Consider the following 25379-nt stretch of genomic DNA (forward strand, 5'->3'; position numbering starts at 1 on the left):
CTAATTTAATTATCCAGATCCATTCCTTCTAGGTAAGGGCTGTTTTTGGATTCTTCAACCATGGCCAAGACTTCTTCTGCTGAATGGCAGTCAAGGAGTCGCTGAATGGCATTGTCCAGTTCAAAGAGGGCAATAATTTGGGGGATGGCAACGGTCGTATGGATAGCTGCTGACTTGGCGGCCAAGGTCAACAGAACAGATACTTCTTTACCATCTGAAAAAGTCACAGGTTTTGTCAGCGTAATCAAAGCAAAAGAGTCCTTATTGACCCCGACACCGGCTTGGGCGTGAGGCATAGCCATACCAGGCATTAGGATATAGTAAGGGCCATACTCTTCAGTTGATTGAATAATGGCATCATAATAGTCTTCTGTCACCGCCCCACTGTCAATCAAAGGTTCTACAGCCTTATGAACCGCTTCTTGCCAAGTCTCTGCTGTCAGTCCTAAGCGAATGGAGTTATTTTCCTTAAACGATTGTGCTAAATTCATAGAATAATCTCCTTCTTTTAAATAAGGGAGTGAGCATCGTCTGAATTTCACTCCCCCTTATTTACTACAAAACAGCTTCTAGTTTTGTCTTGATTTCGTTATCATCCATGAGGTTATCAAGGCCAATCAGATGCCCCTTAGTGCGCCCATCTAATTCATGAATCAGGTGGTTAGAAGCAACGACGATATCATAGCCAGAAGCCAGACCCTTAGCTTCACCAACTGAGCAGGATGCTGATTCAATATCTGTAACACCGAGTTGGCGCAGAGCATTTTCCACTTTCATTTTAATGACCATTGAAGAACCCATACCGTTTCCACATGCTGTAAGTACTTTTACCATAATATTTTCTCCTATTTCTAATTTCTAAAAGGTTAAATAATCATTGTTGCGCTTAGTCTTCAACTGAAACGTCACCGCGATAGTAGGCTTCCTTATCCTGAGCTTTGGCAAATTGAATTTGTGGAATAGCCAAGAGGAAGACAGCCACAATAGCGTAACCGATGATACCAGCATACTTGAAGAGGTAAGCAAAGGGTACCCAAGGAATAGCGAAATCAATATTACCGTGGTAACCACCGAAGTTTGCTAGACCTAGTAGGGCAACTGCTAGAGCACCAACCGCTACTTGTAAAATACCAGAGATGAAGGACAAAATGACAGCTGCTTTCCAACCGCCCCGTTTATCTGCATAAACAGCGATGGCCGCATTATCGAAGAATACTGGAACGAAACCAGTGATGATAAGGACAGGATTCTTGAAGACAATCAAGAGAACAATCGTAATCAACTGACCAATCAAACCTGTTGCAAAACCGAATAGGACGGCACTGGCTGAGCCAAATCCGAACGAAGCCGCAACATCAACCGCAGGGAAGGAACCAGGCAAGAGCTTATTGGAAATACCTTGGAAGGCATTCGTTAATTCACCAACGAACATCCGAACCCCCTGCATCAAGACAAAGAGATAAACTGAGAAGGTGAAGGCTGTTTGAATCACATACATAAAGAAGGACTGCTTGGTTGGATCGTAAAGCGTACCAGTGGTGATAACATCCTTGTTAGCCATAATATCTGGACCAAGAATGGCTAGAATCGCACCGAAAAAGATTAACATCAAAGTTGCAGAAGCAACTACTGTATCGTGGAAGATATTCAAGAAAGCTGGTAATTTGAGATTGTCCAAATTATCTTCTTTTTTACCAAGTTTTGGTGCAACTTTATCGGTAAACCAGATAGCAAATTGCTGTTGGTGACCGATGGCAAAACCGCCACCGCCAGTTAAACGTTGGGTCGGCTCAACCGTCATATTTGAGCTGACTGCCCAATAAAGACCGCAGATAAGACCAATAGCTACAGTCCCCCAAACTTGATTTCGGAAGGCTGGAATCAAGAGAATGACCATCAAGGTTACGGTGGCCGCCTGCTGAACCATGATGTGACCAGTAATAAAGAGGGTCCTAATCTTGGTAATCTTACGAAAGGCCACCAAAAAGATATTGAAGAAGAAACCAATCAAGAGAGCCGTTGTCGCCGTCCCAATGAACTTTGGAAATTCTTGGGCAATTTTTTCATTGGCAGCTGTTAGACCAAAATAAGGGTCAATGACAGCGGCACCAATCTTAAACTTATAGTTGAGGGCTGCCAGAATAGGGCGAAAGGTTGTAACCAGACCACCAGAACCAACGTCCAAAATCATGTAACCAACTGTTGCCTTGATGAAACCTGCAAACACATCGTGCAGGGGCTTTTTGAGCAGCCAGTAGCCAACCAGTACCAAAAGGCCCACAAAGAAGGCTGGTTTCTGCAAGATATTTTGCGAGAACCAATTCAGAATATAAAGTAGTATATCCATAATCCTACTCCTTTACTTAAAGATTTTTGTTTTCCTATGCCTTCATTCTAACAATGTAAGCGCTTTTACAAAAGACCAAGACTCACACACTTAAGTGTTCAAAAATGTGCCCAAATACTTCTAAGCGGGCAGCCAGTTTGGCTAGTGAGTCCCCTTTTTGAGTCTAAAAATAAGACTCTCTCCGACAATCACAGTCAGATAATGCCCTCCAATAAGCCACTGCTTCAGCATTTAATGCTGTATGGCATAAAAAAAGAAGAAAACCTAATTTTTATGGTTTTCTCCTTTTTTGTTTCAATATCTGTTCTTTCTTCAGGTAACTATACTCCTGTTGCTAGTTTCCATGAAAGGGCTTCTTTTCTGGTTGTGATAAAATCGCGGTAAAGGCCTGCTTGTTTGGCTAATTTGTCATGTTTGCCCTGCTGAACAATTTGCCCTTTATCAAGAACAACAATTTGATCAGCGTTTTCTACTGTTTTCAGACGATGAGCAATCATGATAACGGTTTTTTCTTGGGTCAATTCATCAATGGCAGTTATGAGTTCCGCTTCATTTTCTGGATCAATATTAGCTGTAGCTTCATCAAGAATAATGATTGGTGCATCCTTCATCATAGCACGCGCAATGGAAAGCCTTTGCTTTTCGCCTCCGGATAGACTAGCTCCTGCTTCACCGATAACTGTCTCGTATCCATTTGGCAAATTCATAATAAAATCATGGCATCTAGCCTTTTTAGCAATCGCAACGACCTCTTCATGACTAGCTTCTTGTCGTCCAAACTTAATATTATTTTCAACTGTATCCTCAAAAAGATAGACATTTTGGAAAACAAAACTAAAATTTCGAATCAAACTATCGTAGCTGTAATCTGTCAGCAGGTGCCCATCCAAGCGAATGCTGCCACTGTCAAGATCCCAAAAGCGTGCCAGCAGATGGCAAAGAGTTGTCTTACCGCTGCCAGAAGGGCCAATAATAGCTGTTCTTGTTTTTTCAGGAATAGTCAAAGAGAGATTTTTAATAATCGGACGGTCCCCGTAGGAAAAAGTAACTTGTTCAAGCTCCAAGGTACTTGTTTGAGCTTGTAACTCTTGACCTTTAGTATTCATTGGCTGCAGATCAAAGACTTCTTGTACCAATTCCACCGCCAAATCAACAGCTCTTAACAGAGAAGAAAAACTGCTAACACCATCCAAACTTTCATAAACCATATAAGCACTAATAACCATCATCATGCAAATCAGCAAGTCCATGCCACCTTGTAAATAAAACCAAATAGCTGCACCACACATGGCAACTCCTGTTAATTTGGTAATAACATTTTGAGCAGCAATCCAAGGAACTGTGACTAAGGTCATTTTAATATCGGCATCTCTTTTAGCAAAAATTGTTGCTGACAACTTTTTAGCTGATTGTTTGGTAATGTTAAAACTTTTTACCTCCGCAATACCCTGAACGTATTCCAAGACGACATCAACCAAATCAGTGTCAGCCTTTTGCTTGATGGGAGTCATTGCTCCTGCCTGCTTGCGCATCAAAGCATTGGGTAAGAGGAAAACCAGCAATCCTGCAATTAAAACTAAGCCAATCCTCCAATCATAAGTGAGGACAAAAAGCGTTATGACAGCGGTTGTCAAAAAGCCTTGCACTGTCACCATAATAACCCGTGTTGCAATATCGGACAAACTCTCCAAGGTATTGGTTGTAATGCTGGTAATTTTACCTAAACTATTTTGATTAAAATAGCCCATAGGCAAATAACGAATGTGTTCAGCAATTTCAATGCGCTTTTGAGCACAGGTATGATAACCACCTTCTGTTTGCAGCATAGTTGTTTTCAAGGTGACAAAGATATTGAGGACAAGCGAGAGCAATAGAATGCCTGTTGCCTGCCAAATAACCGTCATTGAAAGTTTATTTGCAATCAAAGCATTCAAAATAAGAGCAATAGCTGGTATCCGCATGGCTCCTATCATAGCTTTTAAGAGTCCCAAAATAATGGAAATATAAAATTTCTTACGATCTTCTTCAGTACAAAAATCAAAAAAACGTTTTAAAATACTAAGCATGAGCCAGACCTCCTATCTTTTCATCTCGATCTGTATCTCGAACCGACAAATGTGCCTGCCACATTTTCTGATAGAGGTCGCTTGAACTTAATAAATCTTCTTGTTTGCCAAGAGCTTCCAAATGCCCCTCATTAACCAAAATAATCTGATCTGCGTCAGCAATAGTTGAGAGACGATGAGCAATTACAATCAAGGTTTTTCCTTTAACCAATTGTGCGATGCTTGATTGAACCAGAGCTTCATTTTCTGGATCTGTGTAAGCCGTCGCTTCGTCCAAAATAACAATAGGAGCATCTTTTAGCATGGCTCTAGCAATAGCTATTCTTTGGCGTTCTCCGCCAGATAAACTGCCACCAGCGCTACCAACCTGTGTCGCAAAGCCATTTTCCAGATCCATAATAAAATCGTAACAACCACAAGATTTGGCAACTTGATAGATTTCTTCATCACTGGCAGATGGCTTTCCTAAACGAATATTCTCTAAAATACTATCATTAAAGAGAAAATTGTCTTGAGAAACATAGGCAATCAGCCGACTATACTCTTCCAACGGAATTTCTCTAATATCAAGACCACCAAGGGAAATACGACCACTTTTAACGTCCCAGAAAGAAGCAATTAATTTGGCCAAAGTAGACTTACCAGAGCCCGAAGGCCCAACCAAGGCATTAACTGTCCCCGCCTTGATGGTCATAGAGATATTATGTAGAACTTCTTTGTCCTCTTCATAACCGAAAGAAACATTTTCCAGAACAATATCTCCTCCCTGCAAGCTCTGACTTAACTCTTGTGGGCGCTGTAAATCCGGACGTTCCAGGATTTCTGTAATTTCACCAAAAATGCTATGTACTTTTCTAATATCGTCCATATAAGTTCCAAGCGTTATTAATGGTGTGAAAAATCCCATCGATAAAATCATCAGTAAAATAAAACTGTCTTGAGATAAACGATCACTGTAAATAAAGTAAGCTCCGACAGGCAGCAGAATCACAAAGACAGATGGCATAATAACAGTGACCGCTGCCATATCAAACTGACACTTACGCATCCATTCAATAAAACAATCAGCTCCTTCTTTAGCTGCCGTAACAAATTTCTGGTAAGAAAATTTTTCTTTACCAAATATTTTGATAACTTCAATTCCGTTAATATATTCAACGGCCGTATCATTTAAGACCTTGGTTTTAACTAGTGTATTCTCATAATCACCCTTGCTCTTGCGTAACATATTAAGATAAAATAAAATACCAATCGGCAGAGTTAAAAATGATAAAAGGGTTAAACGCCAGTCCAATTTTATCATATAACCAAAGACAATTAAGGGACCAACTAAAGCTGCTGTAAATTCGGGAATAATATGAGCTAAAGTTGTTTCAGTAGCCTCCACTCGTTCAACAATGATATTTTTGTAAGAGCCAGACGATTGACTAAGGACAGATCCTAAAGGAATTTTAGCCAATTTCTCTGTTAACCGAAAACGAATGTCTGCTAGGACAACAAAAGTAGCCTTATGAGAAAGACCAGTTGATAGGGCATGACAGATAGCATAAGCCAGCCAAAAAACCGCCATCCATAAACAGGCTTGCAAATAAACTTGTCCATCTTTAAGACCATTGAACAAGTCGCGAATAATCTGTCCAATGTAAAAATAAGGCAAAAAGCCAAAAATAACCGAAGCCAGTGCTAAAAACACACTTGCTATGTAATAAAATCTATAGGGAGCAATGAACTCAGAAATCCAAGCCATTGTTGATTTTTTCTTCATATATACCTCCTTTAAAAGCCTAATAATTGAGACCAATTAAAGAGTTGAATAATGGTTTGACAAGCCAAGAGTGCTTTTTGATAGGACCACCCCTGCTCCAAAGGCTGAATAATAGCCTTATAATAAGCAGTCATGGCTAAATAAAGCTGAGACTTGTCAAGAACATAAGAAATTTTTCCTTCTTGATAAGCTTGTTCAAGATAACGATAGGTATTATCGGTTGAGCTTTCAATCATCTGCTGCTGAAATGATTCGAATTTTGAACCATGTGACTTAAACAGCAATAATCGCATATTATCCTCGTGGTCATAGATGAACTTCATAATATCAGTTAATTCATCTAGGGATTTATCCCACATTCGCGATAATTTATTTTCTTTTAATAAGTGATAATCATCTAATTTATGCTGCTGCTCCATCATTTCCATCGCTTGCAAGCTAGGTTCAAGAAGCGCGCCAAATAAGGCTTCTTTTCCAGAATAACGCTTATAAAGAGCTCCTGTCGTTACACCAGCATTTTTACAAATCTGACGTAAGGAAGCTTCCTGATAACCATGTTCTAAAAATTCAGCCTTAGCACTCTTTAAAATTTCCGAATTTAGTGTTTCATCTTTTTTAATCATAGACCATCTCCTTTTTCCGATAACACTGTTATCTTATTGATACCATTATAACAAATGCCTTATCTTTTTCAACTAATAATTTGAAGCAAAGCACCGTCGATAATTTAAAAGAGGCTGGGAAAAACCAGCTTTTTATTATGGCTTCCAGCCAATTTTCTCAGAGAGAAAAGCAAGGAAAAAGCCTGAGACAAAAGTGCTCAGATCATCAAAAAGCAGAGTCCCTTTTGATGAAGTGCTCTGCTTTTTACTTTTGAGTTCTTCTTGTGTGGTATTTCGGAGGTTATTGGCCATAAGGACCGATCCCATATCAATCGTCACCTGACTTTTACTTCTCAGGTTACATCTCTTGTACCCCAAGCAAGCCTTAATCTGACCAAAGACAGGTTCCACATCAGCCTTGCGTTTGGCAAAGATGCGTCTGCCTTTTTCAGATAAAAGCGCTTGACTTTCTTTTTGCTTTAAGGTTTGAGTTTGATACCGCTCATTGATATAAAGTCCTTTTTGTAGAGCTAAATCAGGTTGTTCTGCTTGATAAACCTTGATTTCCTGCTCAAAACCGGTCGGGTTGGAAAGCCAGCCAGCAATGGTTCATTGGTGCTAAAGCACCTAATAACTGTCCCATCCTCTTGCTCCCAAGCACTAATCCAAGAGTTTATTCTAAAACAGGTACTGGACGAGTTTTTGCCCAGTACCATAATGCTATTCTTATCTAGGCTGGTCTGCTCTGTACGGAGGCCTTTTTATTTTTCCTGCCAGAGAGAGCGCTTCCTCAGTTTTTCTTCATAAAAACTTCCTTCAACAAAATTCTGTAGGGTCACCAGCAAAGTTTCCAAGTCATAGTCTTTTGCCAACAACTCAGCATCAAACTGAGCTTTTTTCTGTTTAGTAGGCTCGATCAACGCCTTTCCCTTATCCGTTAAAGAGAGGAGTCGGCTTCGTTTATCGGCCTTATTGGCTTGTGCAGCCACTAGGTCCTTTTTAATTAAAGACTGAACCAAGCGACTGGGACTCTTCTCTTCACAAATTAGTAAATCACCTAAATCCTTTAAGGATAGGGGAGCATGCTTGTCCAAAACTAGCAGAACCTCGCTCTGATTGAGAGTGATCCCCAAGGGAGCTAACAAATGGGTCATTCTGCGACTAGCTAAATTTTCAGCACTTCTAAATAAGGAACGAATTGTTTCACCATTTACAGTCATCTTTAAAACTCCTCGACAAAATTACTATCATTGGATAGCCTTTTTCTGGTTGACAATTAAATTTTGAACAGTTAAACTAATCATAACTAGATGATATATCATTAAATGTTCCTGTCCGAAATTTCATAAGTACTATTATCCAGAAAGGTTGCCTATTATGCAAGAATTACGACTTCTCGGCCACTCAAATCTTTATTTATCCCCTCTGGGTTTAGGAACCTGGCAGTTTAGCAATAAGGATAAAGACAGAACTTGGTGGCACAAAATAGATGATCAGGCTGTCTACGACATCATTAAAGTGAGCCTTGAGGGAGGCATCAACTGGTTAGACACGGCGGAAGTTTACGGAAGAGGAAACTCTGAAAAATTTATCGGCCGAAATTTACAACGCTTACAGTCTGAGGGGGCTTTATCAGAAACGGTCTACATTGCTGATAAGTGGTTTCCACTCTTGCGCTCGGCTAAAACTATTTCTGAGACCATTGCAACTCGACTGGATTATTTGCAAAGAGATGCGATTGATCTTTATCAGATTCATCAGCCAACCTCCCTATCCAGCCTCTACCGCCAGCTGAAAGAATTGGCTAAACTTCATCATCAGGGCGTTATCAAAGCCATCGGAGTCAGCAACTTTACTGCCCGTCAGATGGAAAAAGCCGATGATATTTTAAAAAAGTTTGACCTGCGTCTATCTTCCAATCAGGTTAAATTCAATCTTTTGCACCGCAAGCCTGAAAAAAACGGTGTGCTTGAATTAGCCAAAGAACGGGGAATTTCTCTCATCGCCTACTCTCCCCTCCAACAAGGTGTCTTGACAGGACGTTTTCACGATAATCCTGATAGTATTCAGACCCTATCAAAAGTTCGGCGGGTAAATTCTGGGCTGAACCAGAAAAATCTCGTTAAAACGCAACCCTTGATTGATCTCCTCAAGCGACTAGGACTCAAATATGGCAAGTCTCCCGCCCAAATTGCTCTTAACTGGCTAATCACGGCACACGGCGATACTGTTTTTGCCATCCCTGGAGCCAGCAGTCGTTTTCAAGCCAGAAGTAATCTGGAAGCTCAACATTTTCAACTTAGCCAAGAAGATCTTGACCAGTTAAGTCACTGGCAAGAGTTATAAAGTTATCAAACGCGGCCTGTGCTTCCCTGCTGATCGACCGCCGAATTGGAATCAGCCTAAAGTTGCTAAATAAAATACCAGCTAGATGACTAAGCATCAATTTAGCTGGTATTTTTGTTAGAAAAATGTAGCTGTCATAAACAGAGGTCATCTTAATTTCATCCAAAGATAAATAGTACAGCTAGTAACCACTCAGCTTGGTTGGAAGGCTAAAATACTCCAATGACATTTTTTACTGATACACATCCATGTAGAACTCAATTTTGTCACCGTTTTTGACTTTGGTTTGATCAGCCCCTGTATTGGACAAGTTTCCATTAATCTTGAAGAACCAGTATTTTTTAGCTGATTCATCCTGTTTAACACCATTTATGCTAATAATCAGGCCAGCTTTCTCTTCAATCTTAGCCTTGCTTTTTAAAACATCTGTAACTGTGGCCCCCTTTTTGAAGCTGACCGTTTCCTTAGTCGTTTTATTATCGGTTTTGATCATCAAAGTAACGCTTTGCTTTCCAGCATCCGCCTTTTTGTCAGCTGTTTTAGAAGCTTGGCTATGACCACAAGCAACCAACAGAAGCAAAGATAGGACTAAAGCGAGACTAGTCAATAATTTTTTCATGAGAAAACCTCCTAAAAATAGATAAAATCAAGGGATAAAAGAGAGCCGTGGAAGCCGCATGGACTAAATCAAAGGATAGACCAGCTAAAATATAGGCCAAGGCTGGTGTCTTAAACATAACAGCAGAACTGGCATCTAAAAGAACCCCATAAAGAATAGAAAGTCCTGCCGCCGTCACAAGCTGCATGGTTAGAGAAAGGTTGGGGGTAAGCTTTTTAAAAAGCGTCCCAAGCCAGAACCAAAGCAGGCAAATCAGAGCAAAGGTAAGTACTTGGCGAAAGACTATTTCTCCGAAACCCAGCAGAAAGCCTGTCAGAAGCATGGTTAAACTCGAAAGGATTATTCCGTCCACCACACCGTACATCATCGTTACAACAAGAAAAATAGCCGTGATGGGCTGAACATTAGGGAGGCCTGAAAAAGCTTCCCTTAAAACAATACAGAGGGCCGTCAATAAAGCCAGCCTTGTCAGGCGTTTTAGACTTATTTCCATGCTTATAAGTCTATGTCAGAAAGACAAAACTGTCAAGCCAGTCAAACTAAAGAAAGCATGGACATGGAGATAAGCAGAACACTTTTTTTGCTTCTTAAATAACTTTGGGCTAAGATAAAAACCTAAACGATCATTTAAAAGGAGAACATATATATGAAGAAAAAAATAACTTTAATCCTGCTGCTTCTGGGCATTTTGATCCTAAGCTTTTGGGGCTGGCAGGCTTGGCACAGGCAAGAAGCCAGCAAAAAATTTGTTCAAGAAGCTGTTCCTACACTCTTTTTTCACGGAGGCGGTTCTTCTTATCACGCCGAGAAACACATGGTCAGAGCTGTTAAGAGGGCTGGTGCTTCCAAAAAAGCTATCATTGCTTTTGTTGATAAGAAAGGGAAGGTCCGTCTACAGGGAAAACTAAAGAAATCCGACAAAAATCCGCTGGTCATGGTTAACTTTGATGACAGTACCAATGCTAACTTTAATGAGCGAGGACGTTATGCTAGCAATGTTGTCAAGGCTTTACAAAAGGTCTACGCTTTCAAAAAAATCAATATAGTTGGTCACTCTGCTGGCAATATCGCCGCCGTCTATTATATGCTACAAAATGGACAAGATGAGTCCATGCCCCAAGTTCAAAAATATGTAGCCATTGCCGGTCATTTCGCTGGTCTAAATTTCCAAGGGGTACCTGACGCTATCAGACAGCCCAGTGGTCTAAAACTTGATAAAAACGGCAAGCCTAATAAGATGAATGCCAGCTATCAAGAAATGGCCAAGTTAAGAGAAACCTACCCCAAAGGGCAAACAGCTATCATCAATCTGATCGGCGATATTGGCGGCCAGACCGATGGAACGGTGCCAAATATCTCTTCCCTGTCGCTCAAGTATCTGGTTTCACCCTTTGCCAAATCCTATAAGGAGCAGACCTTCACTGGTAAGCTGGCTCGTCACTCTAAACTTCACTCTAATCCTCAAGTTGATAAAGTGCTGATAGCCTTCCTCTGGGGAAAATAGGGAACTCCCGCTTTATAACCTATAAAATATTCTTTAATTCCTAAAAATTCAAGTTTGCCAGTTGCTTCATGAAAGCCTTTTCGGTAAGATAGATTTGTAAGCTTTACAATCTTATTTAGAAAAGGGAGAGAAATTTTGTGAAGAAAAAAATTATTGCAACTAGTCTGGCTCTACTTACCATCGGTTTTGGGATTTTTGGCTGGCGAGCCTGGCAGAGACAGGAAGCCAGTAAGAAGCTAGTCCATGAACCCATTCCAACCCTCTTTTTCCACGGAGGCTTTAGTTCCTATCATGCCGAGGAACACATGGTCAATGCCGCCAAGAATGCTGGCGTGACCGATAATGTTGCCATTGCTTTTGTTGACGAAAAAGGCAAGGTAACTCTCAAAGGAAGGCTCAAAAAGAATGTAAAAAATCCTATTGTCATGGTCAACTTTGAAAAGCATTTCAGCACTATGTTTGAGATGCGAGGGCAGTATGCGACCAATGTCGTTAAAAAACTGCAGAAGGTTTATAAGTTTAAACAAGTCAATATGGTTGGCCATTCTTTTGGGAATATCGCCGTTCTCCACTACATGTTGCAAAATGGTCAAAATAAGGCCCTGCCTCAGGTCCATAAGTATGTTGGAATCGCTGGTCATTATGCTGGACTCAGCTTTGATAATCGTAAGCTCCCGGATGCTATCATGCTTCCCCAAGGGCTAAAGATTGATGCTCAAGGTAAGCCGAACAAAATAAATGCCAGCTATCGCGAATTGACCAAGTTAAGGGAGACTTATCCCAAGAATCAGGTACAAATCCTCAATTTAATGGGAGATATCGGTGATCATTCAGACGGACGGGTCCCAAATGCAGCGACTCAATCACTCAAATATCTGGTTTCACCCTTTGCCAAATCTTATGAGGAAAGAACCTTTACAGGTCCAAAGGCCAGTCATTCTAAACTCCACAGCAACCCAGAAGTTGACAAGGTCTTAATTGATTTTCTCTGGGGCACATAAAACGAACCAAGCTTGTTAGGTGGCTAATGCTCAAGTCTACAAAGAAGGGAGTGGGAACAATCCAAAAATTGAAAATTTTGGGTTGTTCCCACTTCTTAATTTCTAGTTTCTCTTCCACTGTTTTTCGACTTCTTTTTGGCATACGAAAACTCCCCTTATCGTTTCTAGTGAATTTTGTTTTTTCACTGTCCACTGTAAGGGGAGGGTATCAATTTTTGCCCTGCCTCTTCTTTTATGCAATCATACTCGTTGGAAATCAAAATGGGTCATCATTGACTACACCCTGCCACATTTCTGCGATACAAGCTCAAGCCTGATTAAACAGTGTGGAGGTGGGATTGAAATGCTCCAATGGAGGTTCTTCCTTTGGGATAGACCGCCCAAAGCTTACCGCCTTAACATAGGAGGGTGAGGGCAAAGCCATCATGGCTGTCTGTCCTACTCTCAGGTAATCTGTGGCTCTAGCCTGATTTTGATTTTCTTTGAGTATAAGCCATTAACCCCAGACCTTCTCAGTAATACTTTCAATCAATTGGAGTTTCTTCCATTGGTCGGCCTCTGTCAGCCTATTGCCCTCTTCTGTTGAGGCAAAACCACATTGGGTTGAAAGCCCCAGATTTCCCAGCGGAACCAGTTGGGCAGCTTCTTTGATGCGGTCAATGACTTGGTCTACATCTTCCAAAGCAGGATCTTTAGACGTTATCAATCCAAGGACAATTTCAACGCCTTTGCGATCATTCCAAATATCAGTAAGAGGAGTAAAGCTGCCACTTCTGGCATCATCATATTCTAGGAAGAAAATATCGTAATTGAGCTGACCCAGATAGCGGGCTACCGAGTCATAGCCACCCTCAAAGAGATAGGTCGATTTAAAATTTCCTCGGCAGATGTGAGTTGCCAGAGTCAAATCATCCGGCAAGCCGGCTAAAGCTTTATTAATCGTATAGACATCATCTTGAGCAATGGCCTGTAATCGGGCAGTTTCTTCTGGATTATCCTTCTTGTCCTCAAACTGCTGAATCAGATAGCCCCAAGTTGTATCATCTAATTGAACGTAACGAGCCCCCAAATCATAGAAGTGCTGAATAGTGTCATGATAAGCTTGAGCCAAATCATCCAAGAAGTCCTTCCAGGAGTCATAATACTCTAAGGCCAAGTCCGACCGATGGTCCCGATTGATAACCAAAGAAGGACTAGGAATAGTAATCTTAGGGATGACACCTTCAGGAGTAATAGAGCTGAGGTAACTGAAATCACGATAGAAGGGATGGGCCTTGTTCTCAGCGATTTTTCCGACGATGCGAACATTGGTGGTCCGAGTCTTTGCCCCGTGGAATTTATAAGAATCTTCCTGTTGGTAAGACTCAAAGCCGGTCAGGTTCCAGAGGAAATCCAAGTGCCACCAAGAGCGACCAAATTCACCATCAGAGACGACCTTGAGACCGCTCTCTACTTGATGTCCGACCAAATCTGCAACGAGTTTATCCTGAGTTTCTAATAAGGCCTCTCGATTAATGTTTCCAGCCGCATACTGCTCACGCGCTGTCTTTAGTTCAGCCGGTCGCAAATAAGACCCGACATGGTCAAAATGATATTGAATCTTAGTCATAAGCTTATCCTCCATACTTCATCAGAAGTTCTTTTCTTCACTATGCTTTTATTCTAGCACCAGTCCTTATAGCTGTAAAATATATATTTTCTATGCTTAACTATAATTCATAACTATATGAATAATAATCCTATTTTGTTTTATCCATTAACTAGAAAAATCTCTTGAAGCTATTGCCACTAACTATTAGAACTTGTATTCACATTTTTTGAGAATTAGTCTTATGTGGCAGGGACGCAAGCGACCTCCTAACGGAGTTCCATTGCTTATTTTCAAGCCTAGGGTCTTGAAAATCCCCTCGACGATTGACTTAAATAGGGTCAATCGTCTTTTTACCACGGCGGCAAACTGTTATTACTGCAAAAATAGAAGGCTGGAATACTTTTTTCCCCAGGCTTTTTCCAGCTGACGCTAAGAATTTAAAGTTGTGAATACAGTTTCTTACAATTTTGTGAAAGTTTTCAGAGACTATCGCTTGAAGGTTAAGGATCTGTTATACTTAAAAGTATTGGAGTCAAAAAAAAAAGAGATTGTGATGACTTATCCTTTACAAAAACTACTAAAGCTTCGCGTATTTTAAGGGGAAACCTCATCGCTAAGCAGACTTAAAAAGGGAGGGCTAATAGGACAAAATTTTAGGTTAAATTTTCCTTTTTTCCTCTCGGAAAATCCCTTAGTTTAGGCTGTTCACTTTGATTTTTTTAGATATTTACGTTAAAATAAAACATAATGAGAAAAAGAATAAAACCGATGGTCGTTTATGTCTTTTTGGGATTAATTGGACTGCTGTTGAGCCTTGCCGCTCTAGTAGTTTCTAATGCTCGCAGCAGCAGTTTGCAGCTGGCTAAAAAAAATATCCCACAGACTGCTGCTAGTTCTAGCAGCTCCAAGACATCTACGTCATCTTCGACACAAGAAGATTTAAAATTAAATCCGATTGTCGATATCTCAGGTTGGCAACTGCCTAAGCAGATTAATTATGATACCTTATCCAAAAATATTTCTGGAGCTATCGTCCGTGTCTACGGAGGATCAAAAATTTCTAAGGATAGTAATGCTGCTCACTCCTCTGGTATTGACAAATCTTTTAAAACCCATATCAAAGAATTTCAAAAACGAGATATTCCCGTCGCTGTTTACAGTTACGCTCTCGGTTCCTCTGAGAAAGAGATGCGTGCAGAAGCTAGGACTTTCTACAAGCATGCCTCTCCCTACAAGCCAACTTACTATTGGATTGATGTGGAAGAAGATACCATGAAAAACATGAGCAAAGGTGTTGAAGCCTTTCGAGCTGAATTAAAGCGCTTGGGGGCTGAACATGTCGGTATCTATATTGGTACCTACTTCATGACTGAGCAAGAAATTTCTGTTAAGAAGTTTGATGCCGTTTGGCTGCCAACCTACGGCTCTGATTCAGGTTATTACGAGGCTCAGCCTCAGACAGATGTTGATTATGATCTTCACCAATATACCTCTCACGGCTCTCTGCCCGGCTTTGATGATACTTTAGATCTTAATCAGATTAATCCTAACAAGGATTCTGTTCAAATCTTTAAAAAGCTCTTTGGACAAGCACCTAAACAAAAATAAAAATAGCCACTAAAGTTTGGACTCAAGAGAGCCCCAGACTTTTTTATTCGAGCATCCTTTTTTCTGCTTAGTCATTTTGCTTCAGGTAGAGTCTCTATTCTAATTTCTCCTAATATGCTATAATAATCCTTGAGAATACTGCTGTAGAGGAAAAAATGGCTAAGAAAAAGAAGCTAAAAAAAACCTTGGTCGATCAAATCTTAGACAAGGCCAAAATCGCACACGATTCCTTGGATTTTAACGGTCTAGATGGACAATTGCCAGAAGGGATTAAGCGGTCAGACATCTTTAAAACCCTGGCCTTAGTTGGTGATAAAACCGGACCAGTCATTGGAATTGTACCTATTACCGAGCATCTCTCGGAAAAGAAACTTGCTAAAGTCTCTGGTAACAAAAAGGTCTCTATGATTCCCCAAAAGGACTTGGAAAAAACAACCGGCTATATTCACGGGGCCAATAATCCTGTCGGTATCCGGCAAAAACATAAATTCCCCATTTATATAGATCAAGTTGCTTTAGAGCTGGGGCAGATGATTGTCTCTGCCGGTGAGCTCAAACGCTCTATTCGGATTGACAGTCAGACCCTAGCCGACTTTGTCGCTGCCAAATTTGTAGATATCAAAGAATAACCATACTGTTATCGAGGAAGTTAATTGGCCGCTTCGGGTATCTGCCCCCATTCTCATTAGCTTTTCTCTTTGTTTTCATTGTAAAAAGCTATTAAGATAGGAAGTTTAAATATGCGTTTATATTTTGTTAGACATGGTAAAACTCAGTGGAATCTGGAAGGACGCTTTCAAGGATCCCGTGGGGATTCTCCCTTACTTAAGCAATCCATTCAAAATTTAGAGGAATTGGGCCGCTACTTATCTACTATTGATTTCGATAAGGTTTATTCAAGCGATCTAAAGCGAGCTCGCGATACGGCTACGATTATTAATAACCAAAATCGAAAGCCAACTGAAATTATCCCCAGCCAAGCACTGAGGGAATGGAATTTGGGGCGTTTAGAGGGGCAGAAAATTTCAACCATTGCAGCCATCTATCCTAAACAGATGGCTGCCTTCCGCCATAATTTAGCTAAATTTGATAATACCTTTTTTGAAGCAGAATCAGTCTATCAAGCTACCCGACGGGTTGCTAGCTTTATCGCAAAGCTTGACTATCAGCATGACCAAAATGTCCTCCTCGTCGGTCACGGTGCCTGTTTTACCGCAGCCATCAATTACCTATTAGGCCTTGAGTCCGGTCAGTTACGCGAACATGGGGGACTTGACAATGGCAGTGTGACTATTCTTGACAGCGATGATGGTAAGCATTTTGACCTCATTTGCTGGAATAATACCTCCTATTTGAATGGTCAGCAAAAATTATCTTAGGATATAGATAAAATAAGGTTGGGGCTTTGCCTCAGCCTTATCTATTTGAAAACTGTAAATTGTCCAAAATGATTGCTAAACAAGTATCTATGAATGATTTTATGACTTAGTTTCTATGCGTAATCTTCAGAGATTACAATACTGTGTAGGAGAGGGCGAGGTCACCATGGCTGTTTGCCCCAGTTATTTTTCAGCTGGTTTCCTCCTGCACATATCTTCTCTTAATACTGGCTATTCACAGCCTTTATCGTTCCGACCAGTCCTACTATCGCACCCTCCACCTCGATAAATATGATGAGACGGGTCGGATGTTTATTACCTATACCTGCCATAGTTATCGCTGAAGATTTTGGACTTATGCCGGGGGCTGGAACCTTTTAATGATGGTCTGAGAGAATCCTACTTGAATAATGACCTCTTAATGCTTGCTTATAGTCTAATTATGCTGCCATACTTTCTATGAGGATAGCGGAATGGTTTTAACCTTAATCGGCAATACTTTTCTAAAAGTGCTTTGGGCAGGCATCCAATTTTTTAGCGGTGGTGCTCAGGTCTTGGGGGCAGTAGGTAAAGATTTTTTCTTTTATTTCTGCTGAATAGGCCCGCATCTTATTACTACCATAAAGCATTCCTTGCATATTTATTTTGAAATACTATACTACTTAATAAAATAGCTAAATCTCTTGGCTGGCCTTACTTCTCAACAATTAGTCCCAGAATTAAAAAAGCAACAGACTATTTTTTATAAATAATCTGCTGCCTTTTTACAAACTCAACTACTTCTGCGGCCACTATTGGAAAAACGCAAGTCTGAACAGGGGCCAGTATTTTTTCAGCTATTTTACATAAGGACTGTGATGCAGGTGCTGAAAGGTCGAATGATCGCATTCAACAGCCGATTCCACAATATAATAAGACTGAAAAAGGTGATGAACTCGGTCTTTTAATAGCTGCTCATTACAATCAGGAGCAACCAACAAATGGATCATCGCAATATTTTTTCGGCCGTCTAAAGACCAAAGGTTAAATTGATTGATGGCTTGAACCCACTCTAAAGCTAAAATTTCTTTTTCTAACTGCTGAATATCACAGTCAGCAGGAGCATGTTCCAAGAAAACTGATAGATTTCTAATAAACTTAGGCAGGGCTCGACTTAAAATAAAGAGAGCGATAGCCACAGATAGCAGTGGATCAAGAATATACCAATCGGCAACCCTCAAAATTAGGGAAACAACAATGACTGCCAACCAGCCTAAGATATCTTCAAGAAAATGCAGGCTTAAAATGGACTCATGCTCAGATTCTTCCCCATTTAAAACACGGCTGGCCACAATATTGACAACAATAGCAATCAGACCAAGAACCAGCATCCCATTGTAGTTAACCGGCTCAGGATGCATTATTTTTTGAATATTTTCAAATAAAACCAAGGCAGAGCCAATAATAAGAATAACGGCAGTCATCAATGCTCCAAGAAGACTAAAGCGCCAATAACCTAGTGTGTATCGATAGTCACTCCTTCGTTTGGACAACCGCTCAAAATAATAGGATAAGCCAATAGCCAAGGCATCCCCAAAATCATGAACAGAGTCTGCCAAAATAGCACTGGAATTGAAAATACTGCCAAAAATCATTTCAACAATTGCAAAAACAAAATTGGACATGAAAGCTATAAAGATTCGACTAGTGGACTGTTTAGCCACATTATGGTGATGGTCCTGATGGTGGTGTCTGTGCTCTTTCATACTATCTCCTTTCTAGTTACTAAGCTGTATTTACGACTAAAGCCGCTAAATCAAAGGCAAGCAGTCACTGAATGGGACAATAGCGTAAATACCACAAAGTCATGATAATCTGGTCTTCCATACATAGTCTGTATTGGCCCACCCACCTTTCTGGTGCTGATCTTGGTAGACAGTATTATGTACTCAAGCATCAGATGGAACGTTGTTTTCGGGACACCATTAACCATTTTAAATTTTATGAATTAAGCTTTAAGGCTTTTTGTATACGGTTTTCATGAGTTTAGTATACCACTTTTTGTTACCAAACAAGCCTTGTTAATGTTTAAGATAGAAATCTAAAAAATTTATAGTTATCGCTTCAGCTATAGTAAAATCACAAAACTGAAACTTTATATTTCTAGGCATTATCCTCTACCCACTGATGGAGCTCTTTTAAGTCATAATGTGATTGTATTTGACTATACACTTGACCAAGAGTTATAGAGGTTAAGGTGGACACTAAAGTATTTTCAATAATTTCTAAAGAATCTGTAACAGCACACTTTTGTGCGTTCTGTCCTTCTTCTTCTCCTAGGAACTGTTTCAGCAGTTGTTGGCTCGCAAAAATTTTTCCCCTACCTTCCACAGCTACAAAAACATCATAAAATGTTATCTCTTCCAATGACTTAGCTAATGAAAAACCGCCATATTTTCCTGGTACAGAAATAATCAATCCTTCATTAACAAGACATTTTATGATCTTCTTTAAGTAGGAATGCGATACACCAAGACGCTCGCTCAAAGCTATGGAATTCATGCTTTTATTTTGTGGTGCTGGGCCAGAATTAATAAAACATAAACTGATTGTTCCCATCCGGATGATAATTTCATGTTGACATTCTCCAATCAAAGTTTTATAATCCATATTAGAGATAAAAGATATCCCCAATATGGTTTTACTGTTTAAATTATATCCCATTTTACGCATAATGTAAAGGTCTCTGAAAGGAAGGTTATTATATGACCAATAAATCTGAACCTAAGCAGTTGTTTATTACTGGTATTGTTTTAACAACTATATTCATGGGATCATCTTTTCCTACCGGTAAGTACCTCATTTCAAGTGATTTAGCGCCACCATTCTTTATAGGTGGCTGGCGTTTCATAATAGCTGGCGTACTCATGCTTGCATGGATATTCTTGTTACAGGATTGGCGCTCTACTATTCCAACAAGTAAAGGAAATACCATGAAAGGTATCATTCTTGTTACCGCTATTGGCTTGTTACAAACAACTGGGACTATGGGATTTTTAAATCTTGCCATGGCAAAGGAACTATCATCTTCCGTGTCTTCTATTATCTTGTTTACAAATCCTTTATGGTTATCTATTCTTGCACATTTTCTATTGCATGAAAAGCTTACTCGTTGGAAAATATTTTCTCTCATTTTGGGTTTCATGGGGGTAATAATTTGTTTAGGAATTGATAAATCCGCCACAGGTATAGGAGCATGGATTGCTTTGCTTGGCTCATTTTGCTGGGCTGTTAATACCGTTATTACTAAACTTGTACCATTTGATCAAGGACCGTGGATATTTACGGGGTGGCAACTTCTAATCGGTGGCTTAGGGATGCTTATTATTTCATTTTTGAGACATGAGACTTATCATTTAACGCAATTAAGCTTTGTGGGATGGCTATGTTTTATTTGGCTTATACTTCCTGCTTCTGTTGGTTCATTTGGCCTTTGGTTTTTCAGCTTAAAAAGAGGAAAAGCAACTATTGCCAGCAGTTTTCTATTCTTAGTTCCTGTTTTTTCGACATTCTTCTCAATAGTAGGCTTACATGATAAATTTACTTTTGATTTAATCATTGGAGGACTTTTCGTAATAATCTCTCTTGTTCTAATAAATAAAAATGATTGGAGGTGACCATCATGTCAAAAGTAGAAAGTTTTACTTTAGATCACACTAAGGTTCTAGCCCCTTACGTTAGAAAGATTGATACCCAGTATGGAGATAATGGTGATGCCATTACTAATTTTGATATACGTTTTGTCCAGCCTAATAAAGGAGCCATTCCTACTGGAGGAATCCATACTATCGAGCACTCGCTAGCAAGTCTTATTCGCGATAGGATTGATGGCGTTATTGACTTTTCTCCTTTTGGTTGTCGAACAGGATTTCATTTGATTATATGGCATGAGCATTCTTCAGATGAAATTGCCAGAGTCATAAAAGACTCGTTAAAAGAGTTAGTTCGTGATGATTTTAGTTGGGAAAATGTCCCTGGTATTTCTGATAAGGAATGCGGAAACTATAAAGATCATTCATTATTTTCAGCGAAGGAATGGGCAAAGCAAATATTATCGCAAGGAATTTCGTCAGAACCTTTTATTCGGAAAATTGTTTAATAAAAATAATCTGGAGGTTAAATAAAATGGTTGTAAAAGTTGGTATTAATGGTTTTGGGCGTATTGGACGTTTAGCACTACGACGGGCTCAAAACATCGAAAATGTTAAAGTTGTTCACGTCAATGATTTAACTGATCCAGCAATGCTGGCACACCTATTGAAGTATGATAGTACACAAGGGCGGTTTGAGGGATCCGTTGACGTAGAAAAAGACGGTTTACTCGTTAACAAAGAGTTTATAAAAGTTACACAAGAGCCCGATCCCGAAAAGATTGACTGGGCCTCATCTGGTGTTGATATTGTTCTCGAGGCGACTGGTTTCTTTACTACACGTGAAAAGGCCGAGAAGCATCTCCACGCTAATGGAGGAGCTAAAAAAGTCATCATTACTGCTCCAGGTGGTAATGATGTTAAGACAATTGTTTACAACGTTAATCACGAAACGTTGACTGGTGAGGAAACCGTCATCTCCCCCGGATCCTGTACAACAAACTGTTTGGCACCAATGGCAGATACCTTGAATAAAGTATTCGGTATTATTGTTGGTACCATGACAACAATACATAGTTATACAGGGGATCAAATGACCTTAGATGGTCCTCATCGTAAAGGTGATTTGCGCCGTGCACGTGCTGCCGCAATTAACACCGTCCCTACCTCTTCAGGAGCTGCAAAAGCTATCGGACTGGTTATCCCTGAACTGGATGGACGATTAAAAGGGCATGCTCAACGAGTAGCAACACCGACAGGATCTCTGACTGAACTTGTCAGTGTTGTCAAATGTCCAGTCACAGTTGACGAAGTTAATGCTGCTATGAAGGCTGCAGAAACTGAAAGTTTTTCTTATAATAATGAACAAATTGTATCTACAGATATTATTGGAGATACTCATGGTTCCATTTTTGATGCTACACAGACTGAAGTTACTACTGATGGCAATACTTACCTAGTTAAAACGGTAGCATGGTACGATAATGAAATGAGCTTTACCGCTCAACTTATACGAACCTTGGAATATTTCGCAAAGCTTGCAAAATAAGGTTAGGTTTGGAGACTGGGCAAAAATTGTCCAGCTGTCCAGCATTCCTGTTTTGTAATAAGCTCTTGGCGTAGTGGTTGGGAGCAAGACTTTATTGATTACGCCAACTTAGTCTTATCCTTGTGCAGTTCATTAAGTGCTTTAGCACCATAAACCACCGCTGACTTTCCTTTTGCCACAAGGCCAAAGCGGAAAACTTAAACGAATAGAGAGTGGGATAAAGATCGCCAATCAACCACTGCGTCAATCTGGTAAATTTGGAATAATGCTAACGAGTCTGGACTTTTGTCTCAGACTCTATTCCCACCCCTTATAAATCTCCGCTAGCTGTAAAAAAATAAGAGTCAGAGCAATCAAAAATTATTGTGCTGACTCTTTATTTTTTTACAGTTATAGAAGAAATTTAATTCCATAATGGAATTTTTGGTTGGGTCTAATCTGACGTTCGAAGCCAAAGCGCTCGAGGCTATCGTCACGAAAATGGGCCTTAGCGATGATAGCGTGACGGGCTACTCGCTGCGCTTCCTGCATGAAAGACTCTGATAAGCCTCTAAAATCTGCTAGGGGAGCGAGGCCTCTAAGGTTGCTGGACTCTGTAATCCTGTGTGAAAACATGGGGTCTGTATAGACAGTGTCTACACTCTTATTGGGCAGCTGTCTCATGTAAGCAAGGGCTTCTTGATTGAGCGCTTTTATTGAACGCATGGCCTTATCTATCTGTCCATTGCCAGTCTTAAACGTCTTTAAACCACGACTGACGATTAGGTGGATTAGAGGATTAACTTCTAGCGCTGTAATCTGATGACCTGCCGCAGCCATCACAATACTATCGCTGGCTAAGCCCATTGTCGTATCTAAGACAGTTTCAGAGTCAGATGGAAGCAAGTCTACAAGAGGATCGCGATCGGCTTTGATTCTCAGCACAGCCGTATCAGGATGAAAATAGAGCTGACTGCCATCTGGATGCGTCAAAACAAGCTTGTCTTGATAAACCACTAAAGCAGGAGTTTCTCCCTGAGTGAGTTTTTTTAGCGATTGTTTTTGCCTTTCCAGATAGGTCAGCGCATAGTGCTGGGCCAAAGCATGAGCCTCTTGAACCAGAAGAGGATTCTGACCCAGACTAGTTGTGACGATGATTCTCATGACACTATTATAGCAAAAAAGTGGGACTTAAGCCGATGTTTATAGAAACGAGTACGCCTTGCTCCCACTTTTTTAGTCATTAATTGGTTCAGAACTGCCTTCAATAATAGCACCGTTTTCAGCATTAATCGTGTAATCATAGTCAAGACCAGCAGTTGGATCACTAAAATCTACTTCATAGACTGTCATACCATCTTCCACTTCCTTATGGATAACCAGTCCTGAAACAGCTGATTCTTCTAGCCCCGCATCTTTGAGAGCAGTTGTTTTTGCTTCATCGGCAGAAATTAGTTGAGACGATGGATCGGTATCGGAAGAAGCCGATGATGAATCAGCAGTACTAGAATTTGATTTAGCAGCACCCGACGAGGCGGTTACAGGGTTTTCCCGCATTTCTGTATCTCTTTCTAAAATATGACCGGACGAAGCATCAACAGTATAGTCATAGGCCGCATTGTCGGTGTGAAATTCAATTTCATAGGTCGCCCGCCAATCGTCACGCTCTTTTTGTGTGCGCGTAAACGTAGCCTGATTTGCTGACACATTAGCATTTTTAAGGGCAATACGTTTGGCTTGCGCAACTGAAATCTTATACCCTGATTGAAGGTAAGCAATAACTGCACCACCTACCAGAAGCAGACAGGCTAATAGGGAAAGGACGATAACTAACGGTTTACGTTTCATAAACAGACCTCTTTTTATTTTTATAGTTTTATACTCTTTGAAGATCAAAAGGATAGGCCGTTGATGTCGTATACCAACTAGTAAGGGTATACCTTCCCATAGTAACTGCCCTTAGTGAGTGAGGGGCTTGATGCCCATTAATGTTGCCTAATCGTATTTGATTTTCTTTGATGTAATTACAGGACTTCATAAACTAACTGCAAGAAGACCGTAACTCTATCTTATCATATTTGGCAGTTAAAGACCCTTCCAATAACTTTTACCACACTTCTGACCTATCTTTGATCAAAAAAAGCCTCTCAAGGCTTCTTCTAATAACTAGTTTTCTGCTTCAGTCGGTTTTTATTTATGAGCAAGCAACTATCTGTAAAAATAATTATAGAAATTCTAAACTTACTTTTTCTTAGAACTGCTTGTAACTCTATGCAATGCAGCATTATGACTAAGGATTTTATCTATGTTCTTAAATAATTTTTCTAGAATAAGTTCACTAAGTTCTGATCTTCGTATCCAATAGAGATTCCTTTTTTACATCTAAAGTTAAAAAGCCTATTTAGGACTCTCTTGATCCAGCATCTATTTTTGATTTATCACTCATCACTTTACGCACATACCTATAATAGATGCCAAGCAATCCCAGAATAACCAAATCAAAGATAAATTGCCAACCAAAAACCTGAATACGATTTCTAAAAAGACTGGTCAATAGCATCAGAAGGGCATCTCCCCAGAAAGCAAGACCAGCCAAAGTAAGTGTTGATTTTCTTCTGAAAAGATAGAAAATTGAGCTCAAGGTGCCAGCTAACAAATGGCTGAACCATACGATCGCAAAGACAATAGGATAGTTGCTAAAGTATGCCTCAATAGCTGGGGTATAGTGTGCCGTAAAATAAGCCTGATTATGCGTTACCACCATGACAAAATCATAACAGCCTATCAGATTCAAGAATAATATGAACACGGCAAAGCTAAGGCCAAAGCCAGTTAGTTTTCTCATTTCATTAACCCCATTTCTTCAAAAGCCTGAACAAAGAAATCGCTGTTTAACAAGGCCAAGCCTTGATTGATATCACCTAAGACCATAAGACTATCGCCTTTTTTAATGTTAAACACTTTTCTAGCCCGTACAGGAATGACAATTTGTCCCTTTTCACCAACCGTTACCGTTCCAAAGATATACTTTCCCTCCCTAGGTTTACCAGCGAAAAGAGAATCATCACCATTAACCAGCTCATCTAAGCTAATGTCAAAAATTTCTGCCAAACGGCTTGAAGCGACAATATCTGGTAAACTCTCGCCCAATTCCCATTTACTAAGGGTTTGGCGGGATACTCCCACCTTTTCAGCTAATATTTCCTGAGAATAGCCTAACTTTTTTCTCAGTAGAACAATCGTTTCACTAATCATACTTTTCCTACCTACTTTTTTAACCCCATTATAGAGGGTTACTATCCGACTTTCAAGCAAGCTTAGCTGGCAAAATTAAAAATTTTTGTTAAAAATCATAGCAAAAAAGAAGCCCTCTGGACTCCTTTTTTACTTATTC

At 40.1% G+C, this 25379-nt stretch carries 25 protein-coding genes and 2 pseudogenes; 10 read left to right on the forward strand and 17 right to left on the reverse strand.

The window, feature by feature from the left end; genetic code table 11:
• Nucleotides 1-5: 5 nt before the first annotated feature.
• The 8 genes and pseudogenes from STRCR_RS10720 to STRCR_RS10750 form a co-directional block, all read right to left on the reverse strand.
• The gene (locus STRCR_RS10720; RefSeq protein ID WP_004226122.1) at nt 6-491 is read right to left on the reverse strand and encodes a PTS sugar transporter subunit IIA; all 486 of its coding nucleotides are present in this window, start codon (nt 489-491) and stop codon (nt 6-8) included.
• Nucleotides 492-555: 64 nt separating this feature from the next.
• Nucleotides 556-834 carry a PTS sugar transporter subunit IIB gene (locus STRCR_RS10725; protein ID WP_004230108.1) on the reverse strand — a complete coding sequence of 93 codons (279 nt, stop codon included), beginning with the start codon at nt 832-834 and terminating at the stop codon, nt 556-558.
• A gap of 52 nt (nt 835-886) precedes the next feature.
• Nucleotides 887-2347, reverse strand: a complete 1461-nt coding sequence (locus STRCR_RS10730) for a PTS ascorbate transporter subunit IIC (protein WP_004226430.1) — start codon at nt 2345-2347, stop codon at nt 887-889.
• A 320-nt stretch (nt 2348-2667) separates the two neighbouring features.
• Nucleotides 2668-4413, reverse strand: coding sequence for an ABC transporter ATP-binding protein (locus STRCR_RS10735; RefSeq protein ID WP_004227269.1), 1746 nt, complete (start codon nt 4411-4413; stop codon nt 2668-2670).
• Nucleotides 4406-6178: an ABC transporter ATP-binding protein gene (locus STRCR_RS10740; RefSeq protein WP_004227796.1), complete on the reverse strand. Its 1773-nt coding sequence runs from the start codon at nt 6176-6178 to the stop codon at nt 4406-4408. Before STRCR_RS10740 ends, STRCR_RS10735 begins: the two co-directional genes overlap by 8 nt.
• 11 nt (nt 6179-6189) lie before the next feature.
• On the reverse strand, nt 6190-6801 hold the full coding sequence (locus STRCR_RS10745) for a TetR/AcrR family transcriptional regulator (protein ID WP_004228682.1): 612 nt from the start codon (nt 6799-6801) through the stop codon (nt 6190-6192).
• A 244-nt stretch (nt 6802-7045) separates the two neighbouring features.
• A pseudogene (locus tag STRCR_RS12390) lies at nt 7046-7362 on the reverse strand (transposase); the annotation flags it as partial.
• 179 nt (nt 7363-7541) lie between these two features.
• On the reverse strand, nt 7542-8000 hold the full coding sequence (locus STRCR_RS10750) for a MarR family winged helix-turn-helix transcriptional regulator (protein ID WP_004227651.1): 459 nt from the start codon (nt 7998-8000) through the stop codon (nt 7542-7544).
• 157 nt (nt 8001-8157) lie between these two features.
• On the opposite strand from STRCR_RS10750, the gene STRCR_RS10755 reads away from it, so the two are divergent.
• On the forward strand, nt 8158-9126 hold the full coding sequence (locus tag STRCR_RS10755) for an aldo/keto reductase (RefSeq protein WP_004225419.1): 969 nt from the start codon (nt 8158-8160) through the stop codon (nt 9124-9126).
• 232 nt (nt 9127-9358) lie between these two features.
• Here the strand turns inward: STRCR_RS10755 and STRCR_RS10760 are convergent, their stop codons facing one another.
• Complete coding sequence (locus tag STRCR_RS10760; protein ID WP_004229558.1) at nt 9359-9745, reverse strand: DUF4430 domain-containing protein; 387 nt, start codon at nt 9743-9745, stop codon at nt 9359-9361.
• Nucleotides 9726-10238, reverse strand: coding sequence for a hypothetical protein (locus tag STRCR_RS10765; protein WP_004227100.1), 513 nt, complete (start codon nt 10236-10238; stop codon nt 9726-9728). The genes STRCR_RS10760 and STRCR_RS10765 overlap by 20 nt, the downstream gene beginning before the upstream one ends.
• A gap of 153 nt (nt 10239-10391) precedes the next feature.
• Between STRCR_RS10765 and STRCR_RS10770 the strand changes: the two genes are divergently transcribed.
• Together STRCR_RS10770 and STRCR_RS10775 are read left to right on the forward strand one after the other, a co-directional pair.
• A complete protein-coding gene (locus STRCR_RS10770) occupies nt 10392-11249 on the forward strand; it encodes an alpha/beta hydrolase (protein WP_004225989.1) in 858 nt (285 codons plus the stop codon).
• Between the two features lie 137 nt (nt 11250-11386).
• Nucleotides 11387-12250, forward strand: a complete 864-nt coding sequence (locus STRCR_RS10775) for an alpha/beta hydrolase (RefSeq protein ID WP_004229862.1) — start codon at nt 11387-11389, stop codon at nt 12248-12250.
• A gap of 496 nt (nt 12251-12746) precedes the next feature.
• Here STRCR_RS10775 and STRCR_RS10780 read toward each other — a convergent pair whose 3' ends face one another.
• Complete coding sequence (locus STRCR_RS10780; RefSeq protein ID WP_004225959.1) at nt 12747-13859, reverse strand: vitamin B12 independent methionine synthase; 1113 nt, start codon at nt 13857-13859, stop codon at nt 12747-12749.
• Between the two features lie 729 nt (nt 13860-14588).
• On the opposite strand from STRCR_RS10780, the gene STRCR_RS10785 reads away from it, so the two are divergent.
• The 4 genes from STRCR_RS10785 to STRCR_RS12435 all read left to right on the forward strand — a co-directional run bounded on the left by STRCR_RS10785 (nt 14589) and on the right by STRCR_RS12435 (nt 17424).
• On the forward strand, nt 14589-15449 hold the full coding sequence (locus STRCR_RS10785) for a glycoside hydrolase family 25 protein (protein ID WP_040804692.1): 861 nt from the start codon (nt 14589-14591) through the stop codon (nt 15447-15449).
• A gap of 155 nt (nt 15450-15604) precedes the next feature.
• Nucleotides 15605-16078, forward strand: coding sequence for an aminoacyl-tRNA deacylase (locus STRCR_RS10790; protein ID WP_004227688.1), 474 nt, complete (start codon nt 15605-15607; stop codon nt 16076-16078).
• Between the two features lie 111 nt (nt 16079-16189).
• Nucleotides 16190-16828, forward strand: coding sequence for a histidine phosphatase family protein (locus STRCR_RS10795; protein WP_004229122.1), 639 nt, complete (start codon nt 16190-16192; stop codon nt 16826-16828).
• 473 nt (nt 16829-17301) lie between these two features.
• Nucleotides 17302-17424 carry a hypothetical protein gene (locus tag STRCR_RS12435; RefSeq protein WP_004229950.1) on the forward strand — a complete coding sequence of 41 codons (123 nt, stop codon included), beginning with the start codon at nt 17302-17304 and terminating at the stop codon, nt 17422-17424.
• Between the two features lie 240 nt (nt 17425-17664).
• Here STRCR_RS12435 and STRCR_RS10800 read toward each other — a convergent pair whose 3' ends face one another.
• Together STRCR_RS10800 and STRCR_RS10805 are read right to left on the reverse strand one after the other, a co-directional pair.
• Complete coding sequence (locus STRCR_RS10800; RefSeq protein ID WP_004226325.1) at nt 17665-18573, reverse strand: cation diffusion facilitator family transporter; 909 nt, start codon at nt 18571-18573, stop codon at nt 17665-17667.
• Between the two features lie 397 nt (nt 18574-18970).
• Nucleotides 18971-19443: pseudogene (locus STRCR_RS10805) on the reverse strand (RrF2 family transcriptional regulator).
• Between the two features lie 129 nt (nt 19444-19572).
• Here STRCR_RS10805 and STRCR_RS10810 point away from each other — a divergent pair.
• From STRCR_RS10810 to gap, 3 genes are read left to right on the forward strand one after another with little or no spacing between them, the layout of a single operon-like run.
• The gene (locus STRCR_RS10810; protein ID WP_004227991.1) at nt 19573-20484 is read left to right on the forward strand and encodes a DMT family transporter; all 912 of its coding nucleotides are present in this window, start codon (nt 19573-19575) and stop codon (nt 20482-20484) included.
• 5 nt (nt 20485-20489) lie between these two features.
• Nucleotides 20490-20966 (forward strand): S-ribosylhomocysteine lyase, encoded by a 477-nt coding sequence (locus tag STRCR_RS10815; RefSeq protein WP_004229469.1) that lies wholly within the window; start codon nt 20490-20492, stop codon nt 20964-20966.
• Nucleotides 20967-20992: 26 nt separating this feature from the next.
• Complete coding sequence (gap, locus tag STRCR_RS10820; protein ID WP_003048857.1) at nt 20993-22006, forward strand: type I glyceraldehyde-3-phosphate dehydrogenase; 1014 nt, start codon at nt 20993-20995, stop codon at nt 22004-22006.
• A 390-nt stretch (nt 22007-22396) separates the two neighbouring features.
• Here gap and STRCR_RS10825 read toward each other — a convergent pair whose 3' ends face one another.
• The 4 genes from STRCR_RS10825 to STRCR_RS10840 form a co-directional block, all read right to left on the reverse strand.
• A complete protein-coding gene (locus STRCR_RS10825) occupies nt 22397-23149 on the reverse strand; it encodes a class I SAM-dependent methyltransferase (RefSeq protein ID WP_004229700.1) in 753 nt (250 codons plus the stop codon).
• Nucleotides 23150-23221: 72 nt separating this feature from the next.
• Nucleotides 23222-23833 (reverse strand): PepSY domain-containing protein, encoded by a 612-nt coding sequence (locus STRCR_RS10830; RefSeq protein ID WP_004226339.1) that lies wholly within the window; start codon nt 23831-23833, stop codon nt 23222-23224.
• A 553-nt stretch (nt 23834-24386) separates the two neighbouring features.
• Entirely contained in the window at nt 24387-24830 is a 444-nt protein-coding gene (locus STRCR_RS10835) for a hypothetical protein (protein WP_004226702.1), read from the reverse strand.
• Nucleotides 24827-25240, reverse strand: coding sequence for a helix-turn-helix domain-containing protein (locus STRCR_RS10840; RefSeq protein WP_004225649.1), 414 nt, complete (start codon nt 25238-25240; stop codon nt 24827-24829). Before STRCR_RS10840 ends, STRCR_RS10835 begins: the two co-directional genes overlap by 4 nt.
• Nucleotides 25241-25379: the final 139 nt, after the last annotated feature.

This window comes from Streptococcus criceti HS-6, from assembly GCF_000187975.2.
GTDB lineage: Bacteria > Bacillota > Bacilli > Lactobacillales > Streptococcaceae > Streptococcus > Streptococcus criceti.